This is a genomic window from Novosphingobium sp. BL-S-19, assembly GCF_055521675.1.
In genome coordinates this window covers 380,553-401,741 of the sequence record NZ_CM145498.1, presented here as the reverse complement: position 1 = coordinate 401,741, position 21,189 = coordinate 380,553, and the positions used below count along the sequence as shown (strand labels likewise).

The 21,189-nt window shown below is 64.2% G+C and carries 12 protein-coding genes and 1 tRNA gene; 7 read left to right on the top strand and 6 right to left on the bottom strand.

The window, feature by feature from the left end; all coding sequences use genetic code 11:
- Positions 1-161 precede the first annotated feature (161 nt).
- Genes ACZ1JV_RS10225 through ACZ1JV_RS10205 form a run of 5 tightly spaced genes read left to right on the top strand, consistent with a single transcriptional unit; the run spans position 162 to position 6,314 of the window.
- The gene (locus ACZ1JV_RS10225) at positions 162-3,173 is read left to right on the top strand and encodes a response regulator (protein ID WP_465151466.1); all 3,012 of its coding nucleotides are present in this window, start codon (positions 162-164) and stop codon (positions 3,171-3,173) included.
- On the top strand, positions 3,170-4,099 hold the full coding sequence (locus ACZ1JV_RS10220) for a CheR family methyltransferase (protein WP_465151465.1): 930 nt from the start codon (positions 3,170-3,172) through the stop codon (positions 4,097-4,099). The genes ACZ1JV_RS10225 and ACZ1JV_RS10220 overlap by 4 nt, the downstream gene beginning before the upstream one ends.
- Entirely contained in the window at positions 4,092-4,718 is a 627-nt protein-coding gene (locus tag ACZ1JV_RS10215) for a chemotaxis protein CheB (RefSeq protein WP_465136484.1), read from the top strand. Before ACZ1JV_RS10220 ends, ACZ1JV_RS10215 begins: the two co-directional genes overlap by 8 nt.
- Positions 4,715-5,890 carry a sensor histidine kinase gene (locus tag ACZ1JV_RS10210; RefSeq protein ID WP_465136485.1) on the top strand — a complete coding sequence of 392 codons (1,176 nt, stop codon included), beginning with the start codon at positions 4,715-4,717 and terminating at the stop codon, positions 5,888-5,890. Before ACZ1JV_RS10215 ends, ACZ1JV_RS10210 begins: the two co-directional genes overlap by 4 nt.
- Complete coding sequence (locus ACZ1JV_RS10205) at positions 5,877-6,314, top strand: response regulator (protein WP_465151464.1); 438 nt, start codon at positions 5,877-5,879, stop codon at positions 6,312-6,314. Before ACZ1JV_RS10210 ends, ACZ1JV_RS10205 begins: the two co-directional genes overlap by 14 nt.
- A gap of 136 nt (positions 6,315-6,450) precedes the next feature.
- On the opposite strand, the gene ACZ1JV_RS10200 is transcribed toward ACZ1JV_RS10205, so the two are convergent.
- The 6 genes from ACZ1JV_RS10200 to ACZ1JV_RS10175 all read right to left on the bottom strand — a co-directional run bounded on the left by ACZ1JV_RS10200 (position 6,451) and on the right by ACZ1JV_RS10175 (position 18,523).
- A tRNA-Gly gene (locus tag ACZ1JV_RS10200) sits at positions 6,451-6,524 on the bottom strand.
- A 173-nt stretch (positions 6,525-6,697) separates the two neighbouring features.
- Complete coding sequence (locus ACZ1JV_RS10195; protein ID WP_465151463.1) at positions 6,698-9,541, bottom strand: TonB-dependent receptor plug domain-containing protein; 2,844 nt, start codon at positions 9,539-9,541, stop codon at positions 6,698-6,700.
- A gap of 365 nt (positions 9,542-9,906) precedes the next feature.
- The gene (locus ACZ1JV_RS10190) at positions 9,907-11,133 is read right to left on the bottom strand and encodes a glycoside hydrolase family 27 protein (RefSeq protein WP_465151462.1); all 1,227 of its coding nucleotides are present in this window, start codon (positions 11,131-11,133) and stop codon (positions 9,907-9,909) included.
- Positions 11,134-11,289: 156 nt separating this feature from the next.
- Positions 11,290-13,728: a glycoside hydrolase family 3 protein gene (locus ACZ1JV_RS10185; RefSeq protein WP_465151461.1), complete on the bottom strand. Its 2,439-nt coding sequence runs from the start codon at positions 13,726-13,728 to the stop codon at positions 11,290-11,292.
- Positions 13,729-13,736: 8 nt separating this feature from the next.
- The gene (locus ACZ1JV_RS10180) at positions 13,737-15,284 is read right to left on the bottom strand and encodes a tryptophan halogenase family protein (protein ID WP_465151460.1); all 1,548 of its coding nucleotides are present in this window, start codon (positions 15,282-15,284) and stop codon (positions 13,737-13,739) included.
- A 110-nt stretch (positions 15,285-15,394) separates the two neighbouring features.
- Positions 15,395-18,523: a TonB-dependent receptor gene (locus ACZ1JV_RS10175; protein WP_465151459.1), complete on the bottom strand. Its 3,129-nt coding sequence runs from the start codon at positions 18,521-18,523 to the stop codon at positions 15,395-15,397.
- 248 nt (positions 18,524-18,771) lie between these two features.
- Here ACZ1JV_RS10175 and ACZ1JV_RS10170 point away from each other — a divergent pair, with 248 nt between their 5' ends.
- Positions 18,772-20,058 carry an ROK family transcriptional regulator gene (locus ACZ1JV_RS10170; RefSeq protein ID WP_465151458.1) on the top strand — a complete coding sequence of 429 codons (1,287 nt, stop codon included), beginning with the start codon at positions 18,772-18,774 and terminating at the stop codon, positions 20,056-20,058.
- A gap of 135 nt (positions 20,059-20,193) precedes the next feature.
- Positions 20,194-21,114, top strand: a complete 921-nt coding sequence (locus ACZ1JV_RS10165; protein WP_465136493.1) for an ROK family protein — start codon at positions 20,194-20,196, stop codon at positions 21,112-21,114.
- The last annotated feature ends 75 nt before the right edge of the window (positions 21,115-21,189 follow it).

The window sequence follows — 21,189 nt, the reverse complement described above, 5'->3', positions numbered from 1 at the left end:
CCATTGCCTTAAGCGCTGACCGACGTCGAATGCGCGGGGGCGCCCGGGGGAGATCGTGGGCGAAACGGCGGATCCGCGCAGCGGCAGCATGAGTTCTTCCATTCCGGTCACGACGGTTGCCGACAACGCCGTCGCCGCTGCCGGAATTCCGAGAGACGCCCATGATGCCAGCGCCGCGCAAGGAAGACCTGCCTCCGGAAAATTTGCAGGAAAACCTGTTTTCCCGCCACGCCACGGCGATCGCCATAGGGGTGGTCACGGCGGCCTTCCTGCTGGCCACGCTGATGTTCGCGATGCAGGACGCCGCCGTCAGCCGGGCGCGCGGCTGGGTCGATCACACGTACTCTGTCCGCAGGCACATATCCCTGCTCCGCGATCTCTATGAAAGCGCCGGCGCCGGCCATCCCGGCTACCTTCTGACCGGAAATCGCGACTTTCTACAGACGTACACCGATGCGCTGCGCGATGGCAAAAGCGCGCCGACGGACGATGACAGAGCGCCCGTGCACCGCTCCATCAGGCAGGAACTGGCGCTGCTGCGCAGCCTGACGGCGGACAACGCTTCCCAGCAAGCCAATATGGACGAACTGGATACCCGAAGCCGGGCTCTGCTCGATTACTTCGCAAGAACGATAGAGGCGCGCGAAGCGGCGCCTCGGACCGAAGTTACCGAACCCGTCCTTATCCACGGCCAGACCCTGATCGCGCGCGTGCGCGAGCAGCTGACCGTCATGACCGCGGAGGAGGAGCACCTGCTGCGGCAACGCCAGGAAGTGGATGCGGCCAATCTGGAACACAACAAGTGGCTGATGGGCGGCATCACCCTGGTTTCGTACTTCGGCATCGTTGTCGCCATCTGGCTTTACCAGCGCAGCCGCGCCCGCGCGCAGGCCCAGCAGCTGCTCTACACCCAGGAACTGGAAAGGCGCGAAGAAGAGCTGAAAATGCAGCAGGAGGAACTCAAGGCCTCCAACGAAGAGATCGAGGTTTCGAACGAGGAGTTGGAGGAAAAGACCAGCGCGCTGGAGGAGCAGAACGAGCGGATCCGCGCCCAGTCCCGCGAACTGGAAGAGTCCCGGCGCCTGATCGAACAGAAAGTGCGCGAGGTCGAGCAATCATCGCGGTACAAGTCCGAATTCCTGGCCAACATGAGCCACGAACTGCGCACGCCGCTCAATTCGCTGCTGATCCTGTCGCGCAGCCTTGCCGCCAACGAGACGGGCAACCTGACCGTCGAACAAGTGGAGGAAGCCCGCGTCATCCACAACGGCGGGCTGGAACTGCTGAACCTGATCAACGATATCCTCGACTTGTCAAAGGTCGAGGCCGGCAAGATCACGATCGTTGCCGAAGAAACGCCCGTCGATGCCATCGTCGCCCGGCTGAAGCAGGGCTTCGAACTGGTCGCCCGCGACAGGGGCGTCGCGTTCCGGATCGAGTGCGACCCCGCCCTGCCCGCGCGGATCGAAACCGATGCCCAGCGCGTCGAACAGATCATGAAGAACCTGCTGTCCAATGCCTTCAAGTTCACCGAACAGGGTGCGGTCACGCTGGCGCTGCGGCGCGCGCGGGGTGGAGAGGGGCTGCAGCGCGCCGATCTCGATCCCGCCCATACGATTGCGCTGGCGGTGACGGATACCGGCATCGGCATCGACGAAACCAAGTTGAAGGACATTTTCGAGGCGTTCCAGCAGGAAGACGGATCGATCGACCGCCATTACGGCGGCACCGGGCTGGGCCTGACGATCGCGCGCAAGTTCGCACAAGTGCTGGGCGGCGAAATCCACGTGGAGAGCGCGAAGGGCCAGGGATCGACCTTTACCCTGTTCCTGCCGATTGGCCGGGTCGGCCCGGCGGTGGCAACCATTGCGCCCATGGTGGCGGCCCCGGTCGTCCTCCCGCCCCACGCCGCCGCCGCCGAACGCCCGCCCATGCGGCGCTTCATCGACGATGACCGGCAGGTGATCACTCCGGGAGACCGCGTCCTGCTGATCGTGGAGGACGATCCCGGCTTCGCGATGATCCTGATGAAAACGGCGCACAAGCGCGGCTACAAGGTGCTGGCCGCCGGGGACGGCAAGAGCGGCCTGATCCTGGCTGCCGAATATCCCGTGACCGCCATCCTGCTGGACTTGCGCCTGCCCGATATCGACGGCCTCATCGTGCTTGACCAATTGAAGCACGCCCTGAACACGCGCCACATCCCGGTCCACATCATCTCCGGCGTCGAGAATGTCGAGGCACTGGCCCCCATGCGCAAGGGGGCGATGGGCTTCCTGGCCAAGCCCGTGGCCGAAGAGGATATCGACACGGCCTTCACCCGCATAGAGGCGCTGCTGCATGCGGAGATCAAGCGCGTGCTGCTGATCGAGGACGACCGCGTCACCCAGACCGCGATCCGCAGCCTGCTGACGCAGAAGAACATCGAGATCACCGTTGCCGAAACCGGTTCCGGGGCGCTGGACCAGATGAAGCGGCAAGCGTTCGATTGCGTGATCCTTGACCTCAGCCTGCCGGACATGACCGGTTTCGAATGGCTGAAGAGGGCGGAGGGGCTGATCGGAGAGGACGGCCGACCGCCGATCATCGTCCACACCGCCCGCGATCTGACCGAGGAGGAAAACCGCAACCTCGCCAACTATACCGAAAGCATCGTGATCAAGGGCGCATCCTCGTCGGAGCGGCTGCTGGATGAGGTCACCCTGTTCCTGCACAGCGTGGAATCGAGCCTGTCGCAAGACCAGCAGGCGCTGATCCGTATGCACCACGATCCGGATCAGACGCTGAAGAACCGCACCGTGCTGCTGGTCGACGATGACATGCGCAATACCTTTGCCCTTTCCAAGGTGCTGAAGAAGCACAACCTCAACCTCGTCATCGCCGACAATGGGCAGATGGCGATCGAAAAGCTGCGGGAACACAAGCAGATCGAACTGGTGATCATGGACATCATGATGCCGGTGATGGACGGCTACCAGGCGATGCGCGAAATCCGCCGCAACCGCGAATGGGACAGACTGCCGATCATCGCCCTTACCGCCCGCGCCATGCCGGAAGAGGTCGATCACTGCATGGATGCCGGCGCCAACGACTATATGACCAAACCCGTCGACATCGACAGGCTGCTGACGCTGCTGCGGGTCTGGCTGTTCCGGCAGGAGAAGGCGGCATGAAGCTGGCTTCGCTGCGCATGCCGATGTCAGGCGCGCCACTGCCCGCGGCCTTGCCCGAGGACGATATCGCTGATCTGCCCGCGCCGCATGGGCGCGAGGACGTCGAAACGATCGAGATCGCGCTGCTGCTGGAGGCCATCCGCCGCCGCTGGAGCTACGACTTCACGCACTATTCGCATGCCTCCATCCGCCGCCGCCTGGATCAGGCCCGGCGCGCGGCGGGCCTTGCGCATTTCAGCGACCTTCAGGCGCGCGTGTTGCACGATCAGGACTTCTTCGACCGGCTGCTGCGCTACATGTCGGTCACCGTCACCGAAATGTTCCGCGATCCGCCTTGCTACCGCGTGATCCGCGAACGCCTGATCCCGGTGTTCAAGACGTATCCCTTCATCAAGATCTGGTGCGCCGGCTGCGCCACGGGCGAGGAAGTCTACTCGCTGGCGATCCTGTTGCACGAGGAAGGCTATCTGGACCGCGCGCGCCTTTACGCTACCGACTTCAACAAGGATTCGCTCGATATCGCGGAAAAGGGGATTTACCCGGCCCGGGCCATGGCGGGCTATGCCGACAACTATCGCCAAGCCGGCGGCCGCGGCGATTTCGCCGACTATTACAGCTCCAGCTACGGCTATGCGCGGATGAAAAGTTTCCTGCGCGAACGGATCACCTTTTCCTACCACAACCTGGTGACGGACGGCGTATTCGGTGAGATGAACCTGATCACGTGCCGCAATGTCATGATCTATTTCGACAAGACATTGCAGGAGCACGTGCTGGGCCTGTTCACGGATTCGCTGCGCCACGGCGGCTATCTCTGCCTGGGGGCCAAGGAAAGCCTCAACTTCTCGGCAGTTCGGCCACTCTACGACGCGCTCGACGGTCGGCAGCGGATCTACAAGAAGCGGGGGATCGTCCCCCATGGCTGAGCCCCGCTACGAGGCCGTCGTGGTGGGGGCATCCGCCGGCGGGATCCAGGCGCTGAAATCGCTGCTTTCCGCGCTGCCCGAACGGTTCGCGCTGCGCGTCGCCGTGGTCCAGCATATCGACGCCGGATCGCGCGGCTATCTGACCGAGATCCTTGCCAGAGATTGCAAACTTGCGGTTACCGAGGCTGAGGACAAGTCCGATTTCCTGGGCGGCACCGTCTACATCTCGCCCGCCGGCTATCATCTTCTGGTGGAGCCCGATCGCAGCCTCAGCCTCTCGGTCGACGAGAAGGTCAACTACTGCCGGCCCGCCATCGATCCGCTGTTCGAAAGCGCGGCCGACGCCTTCGGCCCGGCATTGATCGGCGTGGTGCTGACCGGCGCCAATCGCGACGGGGCAAGCGGGTTGCAATATATCCGCGCCCGGGGCGGGCGGGCGATCGTGCAGGACCCGGAAACCGCCGAAGCCCCGCCGATGCCCCGCGCCGCTCTGGATGCCGGCCCGGTGGATGACATCCTGCCGCTGCCCGCCATCGCCGCCCTTTTGGGCAAGCTGGGCAAGCTGGGAAGGCCAGCCCCGATCACCGGAAAGACCCTGTCGAAGGAACGACCGGCATGACCACCGCGATCCTCAAAAGCGTACCGCTGACCACCGGGCCGGCCGCCCTGGCGGAGACCCGCCCCAAGATCCTGCTGGTCGACGACCGCTGGGAAAACCTGCTGGCCACGGAAAAGGTGCTGAGGCCGCTTCAGGCCGATATCTTCAAGGCGGCCTCTGGCAACGAGGCGCTTTCGCTGGTGCTGCGGCACGATTTCGCCATCGTGCTGCTCGACGTGCAGATGCCGGAGATGGACGGCTTCGAAACCGCCATGCTGATGCAGGAACACGAAAGCATGGCCGGGGTGCCGATCATCTTCGTCACCGCCATTTCCAAGGAAGACAAGTACGCTTCCAAGGCCGCCGAAATCGGCGCCGTCGACTACATCTTCAAGCCGATCAATCCGGATATCCTCAAAAGCAAGGTGAAGGTCTATCTGGATCTCTATGTGCAGCGCCAGCAGATCCTGCACCTGAACGCCATCCTGTCGCAATCGAACGAGGAACTGGAGCGCTTCGCCTACATCTGTTCGCACGACATGCAGGAACCCGTGCGGATGATGAACGCCTTCGCCGGGTTGCTGGCCGAAAGTTCGGAGGAAAGCCTGGGCGAAGGGGGCAAGCGCTATCTGAACTTCATCCTCGACAACGCCCGGCGCATGCAGAAGATGATCAGCGACATCCTGACATTCTCCCGCGTGGGGCGAGAGGAGATCGCGCTGGAAACGGTCGATTGCGAAGCGATCCTGGGCGAAATCCTGATCGAATTCGAAGATGCGATCGAAAGCAGCGGCGCCCGGGTGACTTATGCCCCCCTGCCCCGGCTGGAAACCAGTTCCACGCTGATCCGCGTGCTGTTCCAGAACCTGATCGGCAATGCCCTGAAATTCCAGAACGGCGATCGCCCGCCGGAAATACAGGTTACGGCGGCTCGCCAGGGCCGTTTCTGGCATTTTGCGGTCCAGGACAACGGCATCGGCATCGACGAGGCTTTTCGCACGCGAATCTTCACGATCTTCCAGCGGCTGCACCGCAAGGAAGACTATCCCGGCACCGGCATCGGGCTGTCCACCTGTCGCAAGTTCATCCAGCTCTGCGGTGGTGACATCGATTTCACCTCGGCGCCGGGCCAGGGCACCACGTTTCATTTCACGCTCCCAAGCAAGGAGGCCGGCCATCATGAAACCGTTTAAGATCCTGATCGTAGAGGACAACGAGGGCGACGTGGAAATGACGGAGCGCGCCCTGAAAAACGCGCAGCAGCCTTGCGCGCTGACGGTTGCCCACGACGGGGTGCAGGCGCTGGAAATCCTCCGCCCGGACGGTGGCCCGGAAACGGGCGAGGATCCCGCTCCGATTCCCCAGCTTATCCTGCTGGACATCAACATGCCCCGGATGGACGGCAAGGAACTGCTGGCCACGGTGAAGGCGGATGCGCGCCTGCGGCATATCCCGGTAGTCATGTTCACATCGTCGGAATCGCCCAACGACATTCGCGAATGTTACGAACGGCACGCCAGCTGCTACGTGGTAAAACCGTTCAACGGCCGCAAATATGCCGAAGCCCTGCACGACGTGGTGAACTTTTGGAGCACGACCAGTCGCCTGCCGAATTGAGCGTTTCGAACGGGAGGTGCCGAACGCGACATGTCTGCATGGGAAGTGGAGTGGGTGAAGGGAATCGAACCGCAAGCGAAGCGGCTTGCCGCGCAGCGCGCAAATAAGAGAGGGTTCGTTTCGCTGCATGGGGAAGTGGAGCGGGTGAAGGGAATCGAACCCTCGTATTCAGCTTGGGAAGCTGCTGCTCTACCATTGAGCTACACCCGCACGCCGGCTCGCTGACCGGAGGCGAGGCATTGCCACGGTCGCGGGGGATCCGTCAATATGGTGAGGCGCATCAAATTGATCGCGCCGCCGCACATCGGTTTCGATCATGGAAAAATGCCCGGCTCGTCATCGACGGGCCGGGCAAGGATGGTCGTAAGTGGTGATAGCCGCGTTCAGAGTTTCAGGCGCAAACCGGCAAGGAACGCCCGTCCGATCGGATCGTCGCTGAGGGCAAAGCCGTCACGCAGCCCCGCGCGGGTGCCGTTGCCCGAATAGGCCGCTGCCGGCGGCTTGGCGTCGAACAGATTGGTGACGTTGACGTAGAACTCCGCCTTGCCGAAGCCGGCGTCGGCATCGAAGGTCAGCGTCAGGTTGGTGGTCGCGAACGAATCGACGTGGTTGCTCACCCAATACTGCGTCGGATCGCCGCCCAGCTTCATCGAACCGCGCCAGCGTTCCAGCAGGTCCACCGTCAGATGTTCGGCCGGCTTGACTTGCGCGAAGGCGCTGATCCGCCATGCCGGACCGGCCGACAGCCCCAGCGGACCGAACGCGACATTGCCCTGATCCAGCGTGGTGGTGCCCTGCTGGCGATAGTAGACATGCGGCTGCCACGACGTCAGCACGCGCAGCGAGGCCGGCCGGCCGAACAGGCTGGTGCGATAGTTGCCTTCCACATCGATGCCCCATGTCTCCACTTGGGCGAGGTTCATGTAGAGCGTGTACCAGTGCGTCACCGCATTCGCGGCACTGGTGTCCGCGTAGCCGTTCGGACGGTCCTGCAGCGAGCAATAGAACGAGGTTCCGCCGCTGGCATAGCAGGCCTGCTGATAGGCCGTGGTGGAACCGGCAATCTGCGTCACCGCGTCGTCGATGGTGATGTGATAGGCGTCCACCGCGATGCTGGCGCGCGGCGTCGGACTCCAGACTATACCTCCGGTCAGGGTATTGGCGATTTCGGCCTTCAGGTCCGGGTTCGACAGGTCGGTCTGCTGCACGCTGGGGCTGGTACCCGTCAACAGGTCGACCGGGTTGACCGGGATCGAGTTGGCCGGCGCGAAGAGTTCGTAGAGCGTGGGCGCCCGGATATCGCGCGACCGGGTGCCGCGGATGCGCAGCGTGTCGGTAACATGCCAGTCCAGCCCGGCCTTCCAGGTCCAGTACGTGCCAGAGGTGTTGTAATGCGTATAGCGCGCCGCACCGTTGACGTTCAGCGCCTGGATGAACGGCACGTCCTTCAGCAGCGGCACATCGACTTCCAGCGCGGCCTCATAGACCGTCTGGCTGACCTTGGGCGATGCGGCGAAGCTGTTGAGCCAGAGCTTGGTGGTTGCCGTGCAATTATAGCGCAGGCCGGTGCAATCGGCATATTCGTTGGGATCGGTATCGCTGTCCGCATCGAAGCTGACCTTGCGCCATTCGGCCGAAAGCGCGGCGTTGATCGGGCCGGCCCAGGTGCTGAGCGGCGAGCCGGAGATGCTGCCCGAAACGTTGTTCATCCGCGTCTGCGCCCGGTAATGCGTGCTGGGCATCACGTAGGCGAGCGCGGCCTGGCTGGCGGACGTGGGGCCGAACACGTTGAGCGGCACGCAGCCCGGCATCTGGCCGGGATTGGTGAGCGTCACGCGGCAGACGACATTGCCCGTCGCCGGATCGGTAACCGCGTCGAGCGCGGCGGCGAGGTTCTGGTTGTTGACGTTGTTGTTCAGCGTGGTCTTGAGCGTGGTGACGCCCCAGACATAATCGAGGTTCCAGTCGAACGCGCCCAGCTTGCCATCGAACCCGGCGTTGGCGGTCCACTGGTCGGTGTGCGAGACCGAGTTGAGGCGGCCGGATTCGTTGACCATCTCGCCGAACTTGAAGCTGCTGACGCCGGCCATCGCGGTCTGATAGGCCTGCGGCAGGAAGGCGTTGGTCGAACTCATCGTCACGCCCGAAAGGCGCAGCGGATCGGCCCAGTTCTGGTTGCTCTTGATATCGCCGGCGACTTGCGCGTGGAAATGCACCTTGTCGCTGACGTCGAAATCGAAGCGGCCGAAGATCTGGTTGAATTCCAGCGGGCTGACCAGCGAACTGTCGTAATAGCCACCGTCGCCGCCGATTTCGAGGCCGCTGGTGCCGGTCGTGGCGCCGTGGACGAAGGGACGCAGCACGCCGTTCTCGCCGAATATCTGTCCGGCCAACGGACCGCTGGTGATCAGGCCGCCGAACGGCGTGTTGGCCTGACGGACATCGTGCTGCAGCACATAGGGATTGGCGGCGGTGCCGGTGCCGGTCACGCCGATGCTGTCGAGATAATCGCGCGAGGAGCGGTATTTGATGCCCCCTTCCTTGCGGTATTCGTAGCTCGCCTCGATATGGCCGCGGCCGCCGAACAGGCTGGTGCCGCCGGCGACGCCGATGTCGTATTGCGACGCGTCCCCGCGCTGCGAAATACCGCTGCTGGCCTGCACTTTCAGGCCGTTGAAGCCCTTGTCGATGATATAGTTGACGACGCCGCTGACCGCGTCCGAACCATAGACCGCCGAGACGCCGCCGGTGACGGTATCGACGCGCTGGACCAGCATCTGCGGGATGATGTCGACATCGACGACGCCGTTCAGCAGCGTCGGCGGGACGCGTAGGCCGTCCATCAACACCAGCGTGCGCGTGGGGCCCAGGTTGCGCAGGTTCAGCTGATTGGCCGAGCCATTGCCCGCGCCGCCGCTTCCCGTGGAGGTGGGGTTGCTGGTGCGGCCGCGCGCGCCGGCGAAGACGGGCAGCGCGTTGAGGGCATCGGCCAGCGTGCCGGGCTGGACCGCGAGCAAGCTGGAGGGCTGGACCACGGTGACCGGCGAAGGCATGGAATCGCCGTTGCGGATCGCTCTTGAACCGGTGACGATGATGTCCTGCGCGGGAACGGCGGCGGGTTCGCTAGCGGAAGTATCCGCAGCCTGCGCGTCCTGCGCCAACGCCGGAACCGCATGCAAAAGACTGGCGCCGCACAGAAGCGCGGCAGCCCGATGGGCTTTCCTCATCACAACCTCCCAATGGATCGGCAAATCGAGTTACCGAAAGACCTTGTTCGGCGACCTCGGGAGATCGCCGTTAATTTGCTGTCTTGTTACAGCTTTGTTATCGGTCTTTGCTGTTGGGGTGTGATTGAAACAGGTGCCCCGGCTATTCACAACGGGGCTTCTAATCGCCTCTGCCCAGACAATGCGACTGAACGACACCTAACATGACCCGAGATGCACCTAGAGCATTTTCCAATCAGATGGCATCATCTGATGACTCGGAAAATGCGTCAAACCAGAATCTTAGAGCAGTTGATCCGATGCAATCGGATCGGAAACTGCTCTAGGGTTCCCCCAAGGCGCATCCCGTCATGCACAGGCTGCCCTCAGGGCGTCAGCGTCACCATGACGACGCCGTGGGGTTCGACCTTGGCCGAATAGCTGCCCTTCATCGCGCCCAGATCGCGGTGCGCCCACAGGTCGCGGACCTTCAGCGACTGGCCTGCCGGATAGTCCAGCTGCGCCCAGTTCACCGTCAGCGTTACAGGCGCCTCGCCTCGGTTGAACAGCAGCGCGGCGCGCTTGCCGCCCGCCAGCGTGCGGACCCAGACTTCGCCGTTTCCATCTTTCGCGATCCGGCGGCCCTGACGGCCCAGCTTGTCCTGATCGACCGCGATCACGTCCTTGTTGAGCAGGATCGCCTTGGTGTCCGCGCTCATGTTCGCCACGTCGTTGCCGGCGATCAACGGCGAGGCCATCATCGCCCAGAGCGAGAAGTGGCTGCGGTATTCGGTGGTCGTCATGCCGCCGTTGCCGACTTCGAGCATGTCCGGATCGTTCCAGTGCCCCGGCGCGGCATAGGGCCAGAGCGGCTCGTTGAGGTCGACGATATCGAGCATGCCCAGCGCATAGCCGTGCTTGCCCGACCACTTATCGGTGATGTCGGCCGTGGTGCGCCAGATATTGCCGATCTTCGAGGCCCATAGCCACGGCTTGTTGGTGCCCCACTCGCAGAGCGAAAGCAGCACGTCGCGCCCCGTGGAGCGCAGCGCATCCGACATCAGCGCATAGGCTTCTTCCGCATTGCGGCTGCCGGTGCTGCACCAGTCGTACTTCAGGTAATCGACACCCCACGAAGCGTAAGTGATCGCGTCCTGATACTCGTGGCCCTGGCTGCCGGGGCGGCCGCCGCAGGTCTTGGTGCCGGCGTCCGAATAGATGCCGAACTTCAGGCCCTTCGAGTGGACGTAGTCCGCCGTGGCCTTGATCCCCGAAGGGAAGGCCTTGGCATTGGCGGTGATGAAGCCCTTGGCGTCACGCTCACCATGCCAGCAATCGTCGATGACGAGATAGTTGTAGCCCGCATCCTTCATGCCGGTGGAAACGATGGCGTCCGCCGTATCGCGGATCGTCTTTTCCGAGATGTTGCAGGCGAACTTGTTCCAGCTGTTCCAGCCCATCGGCGGCGTCTGCGCAAGGCCGTTGGCCACGCGCGTCGGGTCCTGCGAGGGCGGCAGGCGGTTCTGGTCCACTTCCTCCGCCAATGCCGGATTGGCGAGTGCCATGGGGGCAAGGCTCAGGGCGAGCGCGACGAGCTTCGCGAAACGCGACATAGCGGATGGTCTTTCTTTAGAATGCGACGACATCACCCTGAACCTCAGTGCGTCATTGCGAGCGAAGCGAAGCAATCCAGAGTCGCGTAAGCCGCCGCTGGATTGCTTCGCTCCGCTCGCAATGACGATTCAAGGTGAAGTCATCCTGCTTGATACTTAGTTAGGGCAGATCGCGCCGGTGGGATCGGCATCGAGCTTGATGGTGGAAATGGCGATCGCCTGACCCGCATTGCCTTGCAGCACGAAGGGGCGCGCAATCTTCGTCATGTCCGCACCGGCCTTGGCGAAGCACGAGAGCGAGACCTTGACGCTGGCCCACTGGCCTGGCGCCGCGGTGAAGACTTTGCCGCCATCAAGGAACGTCTCACCCATGCCCAGCTTGGGTGCGACGGCGCCCTTGGCATCGATGCGGTAGTCGATGCGCAAGCTGAGCATGGCGTTGCTCTGGCGATTCAGGTCGACCGTCGGCCCTTCGATGCGCACTTCGCCAGGGCCGGAGAAGGTGAGCTGGCGCGCGCCTTCCTGCGTGCCGCCGCCATCGACGTTCTTGACCGCGACGGCGCCGCCCGTGGCGAGCTTCCACGGCGTCAGCACCTTGCCCGGCAGGTAGTAGACCGAGACGTTGGAGAGCGAGGCATCGAGCCCGGCCACTTCGCTCAGCTGCGGAACCGCGGTCTTGTCCTTGTAGGTCAGGCCATAGCCATAGGCGAACTGCGGATCGTAACCCGGCTGGCCCACGTTGTTGGCGAACTGGCCGGCGTTCTTCGGCCAGGAATAGCTGAGCTTGCCGCGGAAATCCTTGTTCGGCGTGCCGTCCTTCTTGGCCACCAGCACGTCGGCAAGGCCTTCGCCTTCCGAGCCCGGCAGGAAGGCGGCGACGAATGCGTCGGACTGGTTGATCTCCGGATTCACCCAGAGCGCGCGGCCCGAGATGAACACCGAAACCACCGGAATGCCCGCCGCCTTCAGCGCCTTCAATTGCGCCAGCGCCTGCTTGTCGCCCGGCTGGAATTCCAGCGTGGAGATATCGCCGACCATTTCGGCATAGGGCGTTTCACCGAAGACGACGACGGCAACGTCGGGCTTCGGCCCCGTCACCTTGCCGTCGGCGCTGAGCGTGGCGGTGCCGCCGGCAGCCTCGATCGCGGTCTTGAGGCCGCCCCAGATCGAGGTGGCGCCCGGGAAGTCGGCATTGGTGTTGCCGGTGCCCTGCCACGACATCGTCCAGCCGCCGGTCTGCATGCCGATATCGTCGGCATGGGTGCCGGTGACGAGCACCTTCTGGCCGGGCTTGATCGGCAGCAGGGCGCCGTTGTTCTTCAGCAGCACCAGCGATTCCGAAACCGCCTGGCGGGCGATGGCGCGATGGGCCGGTGCGCCGAGTTCGCTGCGCTGCTCATAGGGGCGCGCCGGATCGAACAGGCCCAGCTTGAACTTCACGCGCAGAATGCGGCGCACCGCGTCGTCCACGCGGGCCATCGGGATCGTGCCGTCCTGCACCTGCTTCAGCGTATTGTTGAACAGGTCCTTCCAGTCGTTCGGCACCATCGCCATGTCGAGGCCGGCGTTGAAGGTCTGCGGGCAATTGCCATTGGTGCAGCCGGGGATCTGGCCGTGCGCATTCCAGTCGCCCACGGTGAAGCCTTCGAAGCCGAGGCGGCCCTTAAGCACATCGGTCAGCAGCGTCTTGTTGCCGTGGTTCTTCACCCCGTTCCACGAGGAGAAGCTGGCCATGACCGTCATCGCCCCGGCATCGATGCCGCTGACGTAACCGGGCACGTGAAGCTCGATCAGGTCCTTTTCGGGGACCTGTGCGTCGCCCTGATCGATGCCGCCATGGGTGCCGCCGTCAGCCAGGAAGTGCTTGATCGAGGCGGCGACATTGCCGTTCTGGATGCGGCTTTGCCCCGGGGCGCCCTGAAGCCCGCGCACCATGGCGGCGGAATATTCGCGGGTGATCTCGGGTCGTTCCGAATAGCCTTCGTAGGCGCGGCCCCAGCGGTCATCCTGCGGCACGGTGACGGTGGGACCGAAGGCCCAGTCGAAGCCCGAAGCGGCGCTTTCGGCAGCGGTCGCCTGCCCGATCTTTTCCATCAGCGCCGGATCGCGCATCGCGCCAAGGCCGACGTTGTGCGGGAAGATCGTGGCGCCGAAGACGTTCGAGTTGCCGTGGACGGAATCCATGCCGAAGATCACCGGGATCGGCACGTGGCCGGGGCGCTTCTCGATCGAGATCTGGCGGAAGGCTTCGGCGGTGGCGATCCAGTCGCTGGCGGGGCCGCGATCGTTGCCCGAAAGCGGCGGATCGTTGCCACCGCCGAGGATCGAGCCGACCGGATATTCGCGCAGTTCTTCCGGCTTCATCGAGGCGATGCTGGGCTGGATCATCTGCCCGACTTTCTCGCGCACCGACATTTCGGCCATCATCTTGGTGATCTTCGCCTCGGTCTCCGGATCGACGAGGCCGACGCTCTTGGCCTTGGGCCAGAGTTCGGGATGCGCGGTCGCGGCAGCGGGCAGCGGCGCGTCAGCCGACGCCGCAGCGAAGGGCACGGCGGCGCAGGACAGGGCAAGAAGGGAAAGCGTCAGTCGCATCGATTTTCCTAGGCGGAGTGTAGCGCGGATTGGGGCGCAGCATATTGCGCAGCAGACGCGGCGCAAGTCTCTGCAATAAACTCTTCATGCGTGCCGGCCTGCGCCACCGCACGGGCAATGGCGGCGCGCATCTGTTCGAACGATCCGGCCAGTTCCTCGTTGGAAAACTGATCGGCCAGCGGGTCGTAGCGCTGCGGCAGGATATCGAAACCGGCGAACATCGACAGCCAGCTGGGCGCCTGGAACGAATCCCATTCGAAGCGCGGCAGCTTGCCCGAACCCTGGAAGGTGCGGATGCGCTGCGCCAGCGTTTCCGGCAGGCCCAGCGCGCGGCACTCCTGCCACATTTGTTCGGTCCGCTGGCCGCCCCAATAGTGCAGCAAGAGGAAGTCGCGGATGCGCGCATATTCCAGCGCGGTGATGCGGTTGAACTCGTCCGCCAGCGTGGGATCGAAATCGCTGTCCGGGAAATGGGCGAGCAGGCGCTCGATGCCGCTCTGGATCAGCACGATCGAGGTCGATTCCAGCGGCTCCAGGAAGCCTGCCGCCAGCCCGAGGGCGACGCAGTTCTTCTCCCACACCCTGGTCCGGTGCCCGGTGCGGAAGCGCAGCATGTTCGGCTCTGCCAGCGCCTCGCCCTCAAGGCTGGCGATCAGCGTGGCGGTCGCCTCGTCATCCGAGATGTGGCGGCTGGAATAGACATAGCCGTTGCCGACGCGGTGCTGCAGCGGAATGCGCCACTGCCAGCCGGCGGCCAGCGCGGTGCTGCGGGTGTAGGGCGTCAGTTCGTCGCCATGGGTGCAGGGCATCGCCACGGCACGGTCGCACGGCAGCAGATGCGTCCAGTCCTCGTAAGGGACTTCCAGCGTCTGCCCCAGCAGCAGGCTGCGGAAGCCCGAACAATCGACGAAAAGATCGGCTTCCAGCGTGCGCCCGTCATTCAGCGTGACCGAGGCGATGCGGCCGTTTTCGGCATTGCGGCTGGCGCCGGAGATGGTGCCTTCGATGTGGCGCACGCCCAGCAGGTCGCGCGCGCGCTGCGACAGGAAGCGAGCGAACAGGCCCGCGTCGAAGTGGATCGCCCAGTCGAACACGCCCAGGTCGTTGGCGGGCTGTTCGGGCGGCAACAGCATCAGGTTGCGCATCGCCGCCTGCGTCGGCAGGCAATATTCGGAGAGCTGCGTCTGGTCGCCCGCCATGCGGCGCTTCAGCCAATACTGGTGGAACGGCACCGAGAAGGCATCGACGCCGTAGCGGCCGAAAGGATGGAAAAAGCTGGTGCCCGGCGCCCGCCAGTCGCGGAATTCGATGCCCAGCTTCACGGTGCCTTGCGATGCCTGCATGACTTCGGCCTCGGTCACGCCGATGGCCTTGAAGTAGTCGCGGATCGCGGGAACGGTCGCCTCGCCCACGCCGACGGTGCGGATGTCGGGGCTTTCGACCAGCGTGATTTCGATGGGAAGGCGGCGCAGGCGCGTCGCCAGCAGGTTCGCCGCCATCCAGCCGGCCGTGCCGCCGCCGACGATGAGGATCGAACGAATCGGTTCGTTTGCCATGGCTTACTCTCCCGGCAAGCTTGTTAGGCTGTAAACCTCACCGATGCTGCCTGAAAAAGGGATCCCCCCGCCCGGAGGAGGAGTGGGCGGGGGGAAGGGGGGAGGAGCTGTTAGAACTTGACGCGGACGCCAGCGGTGTAACGACGCTCGAAGATGTTGTTGTAGGCCTTCTCGTCCTTCCAGGTGAGGTAGTACTTCTCGTACTCACCCGTCAGGTTCGAACCCTGCGCATAGACGGTCACGTTCGGCGTGACGTCGTAGCTGACCGAAGCGTCGACGTAGTTGGTCGGCGCCTGGTACATTTCAAGGCCCTGGATGCCGCCGAAGTCGGACTGCACGGCGCGCTTCGAACGGAAGTTCCATGCGATGCGGGCCTGGAAGTGCGAGTCCTGATAGAACAGCGCGGCGTTGGTCTGGATCTTCGAGTTATCCTGGAACGGGATCTTGCTGCCAGCCAGATCCTTCTCACCCGTGTCGGACGGCGAGAAGGTGAAGTTGGTGTCGATACCGAAGTTGCGCAGGAAGTCCGGCATGAAGTTCAGGTCGAGGAACGAGAGCTTGGCGCCCGCCTCGATGCCCTGCAGCGTACCGCCTGTGCCCTGCACCGGCGTGCTGATCGACACGGTACGACCGCGCACCACACCGTCGTTGTCGGGCAGGTCGGTACGGATGACGTTGCCGCTCTGGATGAAGCTGTCCACCGCGATATGGAACGCGCCCAGGCTCAGCAAGCTGCCGCGGCCCATGTAGTATTCCAGCGAGGCTTCGACATTGGTCGCGCGCCACGGATCGAGCAGCGGGTTGCCGTTCTGGCTGCCGCCGGTCACGCGGAACACCGGCGAGCCGGGGTTGCTGGTGTCGATCGCGTAGTTCGGGGTCAGACCGCCGCCCCACTGGTTGAGATCGAGCAGCGTCATCGTCTTCGAGAAGGCGACGCGGAACTTCAGGTTCTGCGCGAAATCGAAGGCGACGTTGAAGGCCGGCAGGATGTCGGTGAAGCTGCGCTTGGTCTCGACCGTACCCGCCAGGGTATTGGCAAGGCCGTAAGGCTGCGGGCTGCCGGTGACGTACTGCGTCACGTCCAGCTTGGTGTTGATGATCTTGACGCCCGCGTTACCCGAGAACGGCAGGCCGAACAGATCGCCCTTGAAGTCGGTCTGGATATAGCCCGAGATCTGCTTGACGCCCACCTGGTAGGACGAGCCGGGGTTCATCACCTCGACATTGCCAGGGTAGAAGCTGTCCTGATAGGCCTGCGCGTTGTCCATCGCCTTGGGGTTGAGGACGTACATGTTCGGCACGCCGGCAACGCCGGGGTTGAACAGCTTGACCATGCCGGACAGCGTCGGATCGGTTGCCGGGCGGGTCAGGCCGGCGGTGAAGTAGCCAGAGGCATCGCCCGCGCTGCACGAGCTGTCGCTCATCGGCACGTCGAACGCCTTCCACTTCACGAGGCAGCCGTTCGGATTGCTGGCCTGGCCGGCATAGAGCGGCGCGGCGCGGTCGAACTCATAGTCGCTGACCGAGCGGTCCGAATACCGGGCGCCGAAGCTGACGGTGACGTTCGGATTGGCTTCGTACGAACCGTCCGCACGCACGACCTTCATGTCGCCGTTCTTGCGGAAGTTGCCTTCCGACGACAGCGTCTTGAGCGCGTAGTTGCTCATGTCGCCCAGTTCGCTCAGCAGCTGCGAAGGCAGCGTGAAGACGGGCTTGTTGCCGGAGAAGTCCACCGTGGCGGGCAGCGAGTTCAGGCCGGCGATGGTGTTGACGGTGTAGCCGTTCGGATTGAACTCACGGTCGCCATCCGGATAGTGGCCGATGCCACCCGGCTGCCACTGCTGGCCGTTCGTCATGCTGAACTGGGTGTAGCTCTGGTCGTAGTACTGGTGCGCCTTGCCATAGACGCCGCGCAGGCTGGCCTTGAACGGGCCGCCGTTGTCGAACTTCAGCTCAAGGTTGTAGTTCTGCGACTGCGAGCGATAGCGGTCGGTCTGGGCATAGGAATCGAAGTTGCCCAGATCGTAGTCGTACACTTGCGTGGTGTTGACGTTGTAGGTGCGGCCGTCGTTGCCAACCACGGTGGCGCCGGTATCGCGCGACTGGCCGGGCACGAATTCCGCCGCCTGCCAGTTCACGTTCTGCATCTGGAAGCCGGCCGTGCGGTCGTGCTCGTCCTGCTTGGTGAAGAACGCATCGCCGGTCAGCGTCAGCGCGTCGTTGATTTCCCACTGGGCCGAACCGTTGATGCCCAGGCGTTCGCGCTGGTTGATCTTGTTCCAGCCGGTGAAGCCCTGCGGGACGATGAAGGCGTCGTTCGAATCGCCATCGCCATTGACGTCCACGCCGCCGGCCACGGCCGTGCCGCGCGGGCGGTTGGCGGGCGAGAAGCCGTTGGTCGAAGTGACGTCGGCAGTGCCTTCGTTATGCAGCGCCGCGCCGTAGCCTTCCTGAATGCCGTTGTGCGAGTTCGACAGGCGGACATTCGAATAGGCGGCCGAGACCAGGAACCCGAAGCGATCGTTGTGCCACGAGATCAGGCCGTTGAAGTTCGGATCGAACTCGTGCTTGGTCTTGTCGCCGTAGGAACCTTCGGCAGCGGCGGCGAACGTGAAGCCTTCCTTCAGGTCGAACGGACGGCGCGTGCGCAAGTTGACGGTGCCGGTGATGCCCGCGTTCAGCAGGTTCGCGGTGGTCGACTTGATGACGTCCGCGCCGGAGAACAGCTGCGAGGGGATGTCGTTGAAGTTCGGCTGGACCGAGGTGATCGACTGCGCGCCCAGGTAGGTTTCGCCGTTCATCAGCGTGACCACCTGCGGCAGGCCGCGGATGTTGATGGTCGAACCTTCACCGGCGCTGCGCAGGATCTGCACGCCCGGGATGCGCTGAAGCGAGTCGGAGATGGTGACGTCGGGCAGCTTGCCGATGTCTTCGGCGGAGATCGAATCGACGACCGAAGTCGCTTCGCGCTTGATGGCGACCGCGCGTTCCTGCGAGCCGCGAATACCGCTGATGACGATCTCGCCGCTATCGGCGGCGTCTGCAGGGGCATCAGTTGCGGCCTGCGGAGCAGCGGCGGCAGGTGCAGCAGCGCCGATATCGGCCATCGCCAGACGCGTTGCCGCGCCGGTAACGACGGGTGCCGCCTCCTGCGCGAAGGCGCCATGCGCCGTACCCAGCGCCACGATCGACGTCGCCGTCAGCAGCACGCCACGATTCAGGAAACCATGTCGGGTCATTCCCCCAAAACTCCTCTCCTCACACGCGCCTCGCGTGCTTCTCGTTCTTTTTGCGGAGAGGGGTCGGCCAGGGGCCGTGTTCGGTTCCTCTCCTGCCACGAGGTTTCTTGTGACTCGTGTTGCCTTAGACATCCGCGCAAACCCCCAGGCCGTCAACTTAAATTTTTTCTTTTTTGTTAGTTTGCATGACAGACTGGTTGTATTCAGGGCGGATGAAAAAAGAGGATCGCACCCGAGAGGCTGGCGAAATGGCTATAAAACAGGCGGATAACGTCGGCGGAAAACCGAAGACGGCACGATCGGAAGCGGGCGCGGGCACCCCGCGCGATGGCGTAAGGCAAGGAAAACGCCTGGCTGTCTCGCTTTCCGGCACCAACCTGGCGCGAGCCAGCGATTACAACCAGCGCATCGTGCTTCAGGCGATCCGTCTGGCCGGCGAAACCACGCGTATCGCCTTGGCCAACCAGACCGGGCTGACCCCGCCGACCATCGCCAATATCACCACGCGGCTGGAGGATATGGGCCTTGTCGCCCAGATCGGCCGCAAGCACGGCGGACGCGGCCAGCCCGCCCTACGGCTGGCGATCGACCCGGACGGCGCCTTCGCCATCGGCCTGAATGTCGACCGCGACCATATCACGCTGGTCACGCTGGACCTTGCCGGAGAGGTCCGCAGCCGGGTTACCCGCGATGTGCGGTTCGCCCTGCCGAAAGACGTGGTGGCGATCGTCGCCGACGAACTCGACGGGTTGCTGGCGGCGGGCAAAGTGGATCGTGAGCGCGTGCTGGGTGTCGGTATCGCGCGGCCGGACGATCTGGGCGGGATCGCCCTGCCCCACAAGCCGGCCGGTTACGAAAGCTGGAGCGCCGTGGATTTCTCCCAATTGTTGAAGGATGTGCTGCCCTGGCCGGTGCATGTCGACAACGACGCGGCGGCGGCGGCGCTGGGTGAGGCGCAAGGCGTGGGCGGGCAGGAACGGCCCAGTTTCTTCTACCTGCTGATCAGCGCGGGCCTTGGCGGCGGCCCGGTGATCGACGGTTCCTACTATCGCGGCGCCCGCTCTCGCAGCGGTGAAATCGGCCTGCTGCCCGATCCCGGCTGCGCCACGCCGGGCGCGGTGGTGCAGGATACCGTCTCGCTTTCCGCGATCGAGGAGCGGCTGGAACTGGCGGGCCGTCAGCTTGAACAACTGGACGATCTGCTGGCCCTCGATCCGATCATGGCCACCACCGTGGACCAGTGGATCGCCGATGCCACCCGCGCCCTTACCGCGCCGCTGACGGCGGTTTCCTGCTTGCTGGACCCCGACGCCATCCTGATCGGCGGGCGCCTGCCGCTGCCCCTGATCGAACGGCTTTCGGCGCGGATCGAGGCGGCGCTGGGTCAGGTGACGATGCCCAACCGGGTGCCGGTGCAGCCTGCGCAGATGGCCAGCGATGCCCCTGCGATCGGCGCCGCGATCCTGCCGTTTCTGGACGAATTGCTGCCTTCGGACACGATTCTGATGCAGGCGGGCCGCTCGGTCGAAATCTAAAAAAAAGAAATTGTCTTAATTTCTCGACCTGCCATGATGCCTGCTCATGGCACGAAGCGGCGCGCGCCCGATCGGGAAGCGCGAACGCGACAGGAGAGGGCTTTTTATGAAGCGCATTATGCGCAGGGCAGCACCGTGACGCTGCGCATCGGTATCGATTTCGGCGGCACCAAGATCGAGGCGGCCGCTCTCGACGAACAAGGCGCGGTGCTCCACCGGCAACGAACGGAAACGCCCGATAGCTATGATGCGGCGCTGTCCACGCTGCGCGATCTTGTCGCCGCCGTGGAAGGCCGGCTCGGCCGTCAGGCGCTGATCGGCATCGGCACGCCGGGATCGGCGATCAAGGCCACCGGGCTGATCCGCAATGCCAATTCGGTCTATCTCAACGGCCGGCCCTTCCAGCACGATCTGGAACAGGTGCTGGGCCGTCAGGTACGTCTTGCCAACGATGCCAACTGCTTCGCCCTGTCCGAAGCGGTGGACGGCGCGGCCGCAGGCAAGGCATCGGTATTCGGGCTGATCATCGGCACCGGCTGCGGTGGCGGTCTGGTGATCGACGGCAAGGCGATCGGCGGCGCGCATGGGCTGACCGGCGAACTGGGCCATATGCCCCTGCCCGATCCCCAGCCCGATGAACTGCCCGCCCCCACCTGCTGGTGCGGCCTTCGCGGCTGTTTCGAATCCTGGGTTTCCGGCACCGGGTTCCGCCGCGCCTTTACGGCGGCGACGGGGCGCGATCTCCATTCTCCCGCCATCGTCGAGGCGGCGCTGGACGGCGATGCCGAAGCCAAGGCCGCGCTCGAACGCTACCGCGACCGACTGGCGCGCGGGCTGGCGGTAGTGGCCAACCTGATCGACCCCGATGCCATCGTGCTGGGCGGCGGCATGTCCAACGTCGCGCCGATCTACGAAGGACTGGCCGAAGCCATCCGCGCGCGCACCTTCTCGGGCGCATGGACGGGCGATGTCGTGCAGGCGCGCTGGGGCGACAGCTCAGGCGTGCGCGGCGCGGCGCTGCTGTGGAGCGTGGAAGAGGCGACGGCGCAGGCCTGAAGGCGGCCGCGCAAAGGCGCGAAGGGGCTGCTTTTCGCGGGCGAGGCCGCCTTGCTAGGCCGCCTTGCCCCCTTC

Bases quoted from the DNA above. Each gene is read 5' to 3' on its own strand.
- ACZ1JV_RS10210 (WP_465136485.1), top strand. From the start codon at position 4,715: ATGACCACCGCGATCCTCAAAAGCGTACCGCTGACCACCGGGCCGGCC.
- ACZ1JV_RS10195 (WP_465151463.1), bottom strand. From the start codon at position 9,541: ATGAGGAAAGCCCATCGGGCTGCCGCGCTTCTGTGCGGCGCCAGTCTT.
- ACZ1JV_RS10175 (WP_465151459.1), bottom strand. From the start codon at position 18,523: ATGACCCGACATGGTTTCCTGAATCGTGGCGTGCTGCTGACGGCGACG.
- ACZ1JV_RS10190 (WP_465151462.1), bottom strand. From the start codon at position 11,133: ATGTCGCGTTTCGCGAAGCTCGTCGCGCTCGCCCTGAGCCTTGCCCCC.
- ACZ1JV_RS10185 (WP_465151461.1), bottom strand. From the start codon at position 13,728: ATGCGACTGACGCTTTCCCTTCTTGCCCTGTCCTGCGCCGCCGTGCCC.
- ACZ1JV_RS10215 (WP_465136484.1), top strand. From the start codon at position 4,092: ATGGCTGAGCCCCGCTACGAGGCCGTCGTGGTGGGGGCATCCGCCGGC.
- ACZ1JV_RS10205 (WP_465151464.1), top strand. From the start codon at position 5,877: ATGAAACCGTTTAAGATCCTGATCGTAGAGGACAACGAGGGCGACGTG.
- ACZ1JV_RS10225 (WP_465151466.1), top strand. From the start codon at position 162: ATGATGCCAGCGCCGCGCAAGGAAGACCTGCCTCCGGAAAATTTGCAG.
- ACZ1JV_RS10170 (WP_465151458.1), top strand. From the start codon at position 18,772: ATGGCTATAAAACAGGCGGATAACGTCGGCGGAAAACCGAAGACGGCA.
- ACZ1JV_RS10180 (WP_465151460.1), bottom strand. From the start codon at position 15,284: ATGGCAAACGAACCGATTCGTTCGATCCTCATCGTCGGCGGCGGCACG.
- ACZ1JV_RS10220 (WP_465151465.1), top strand. From the start codon at position 3,170: ATGAAGCTGGCTTCGCTGCGCATGCCGATGTCAGGCGCGCCACTGCCC.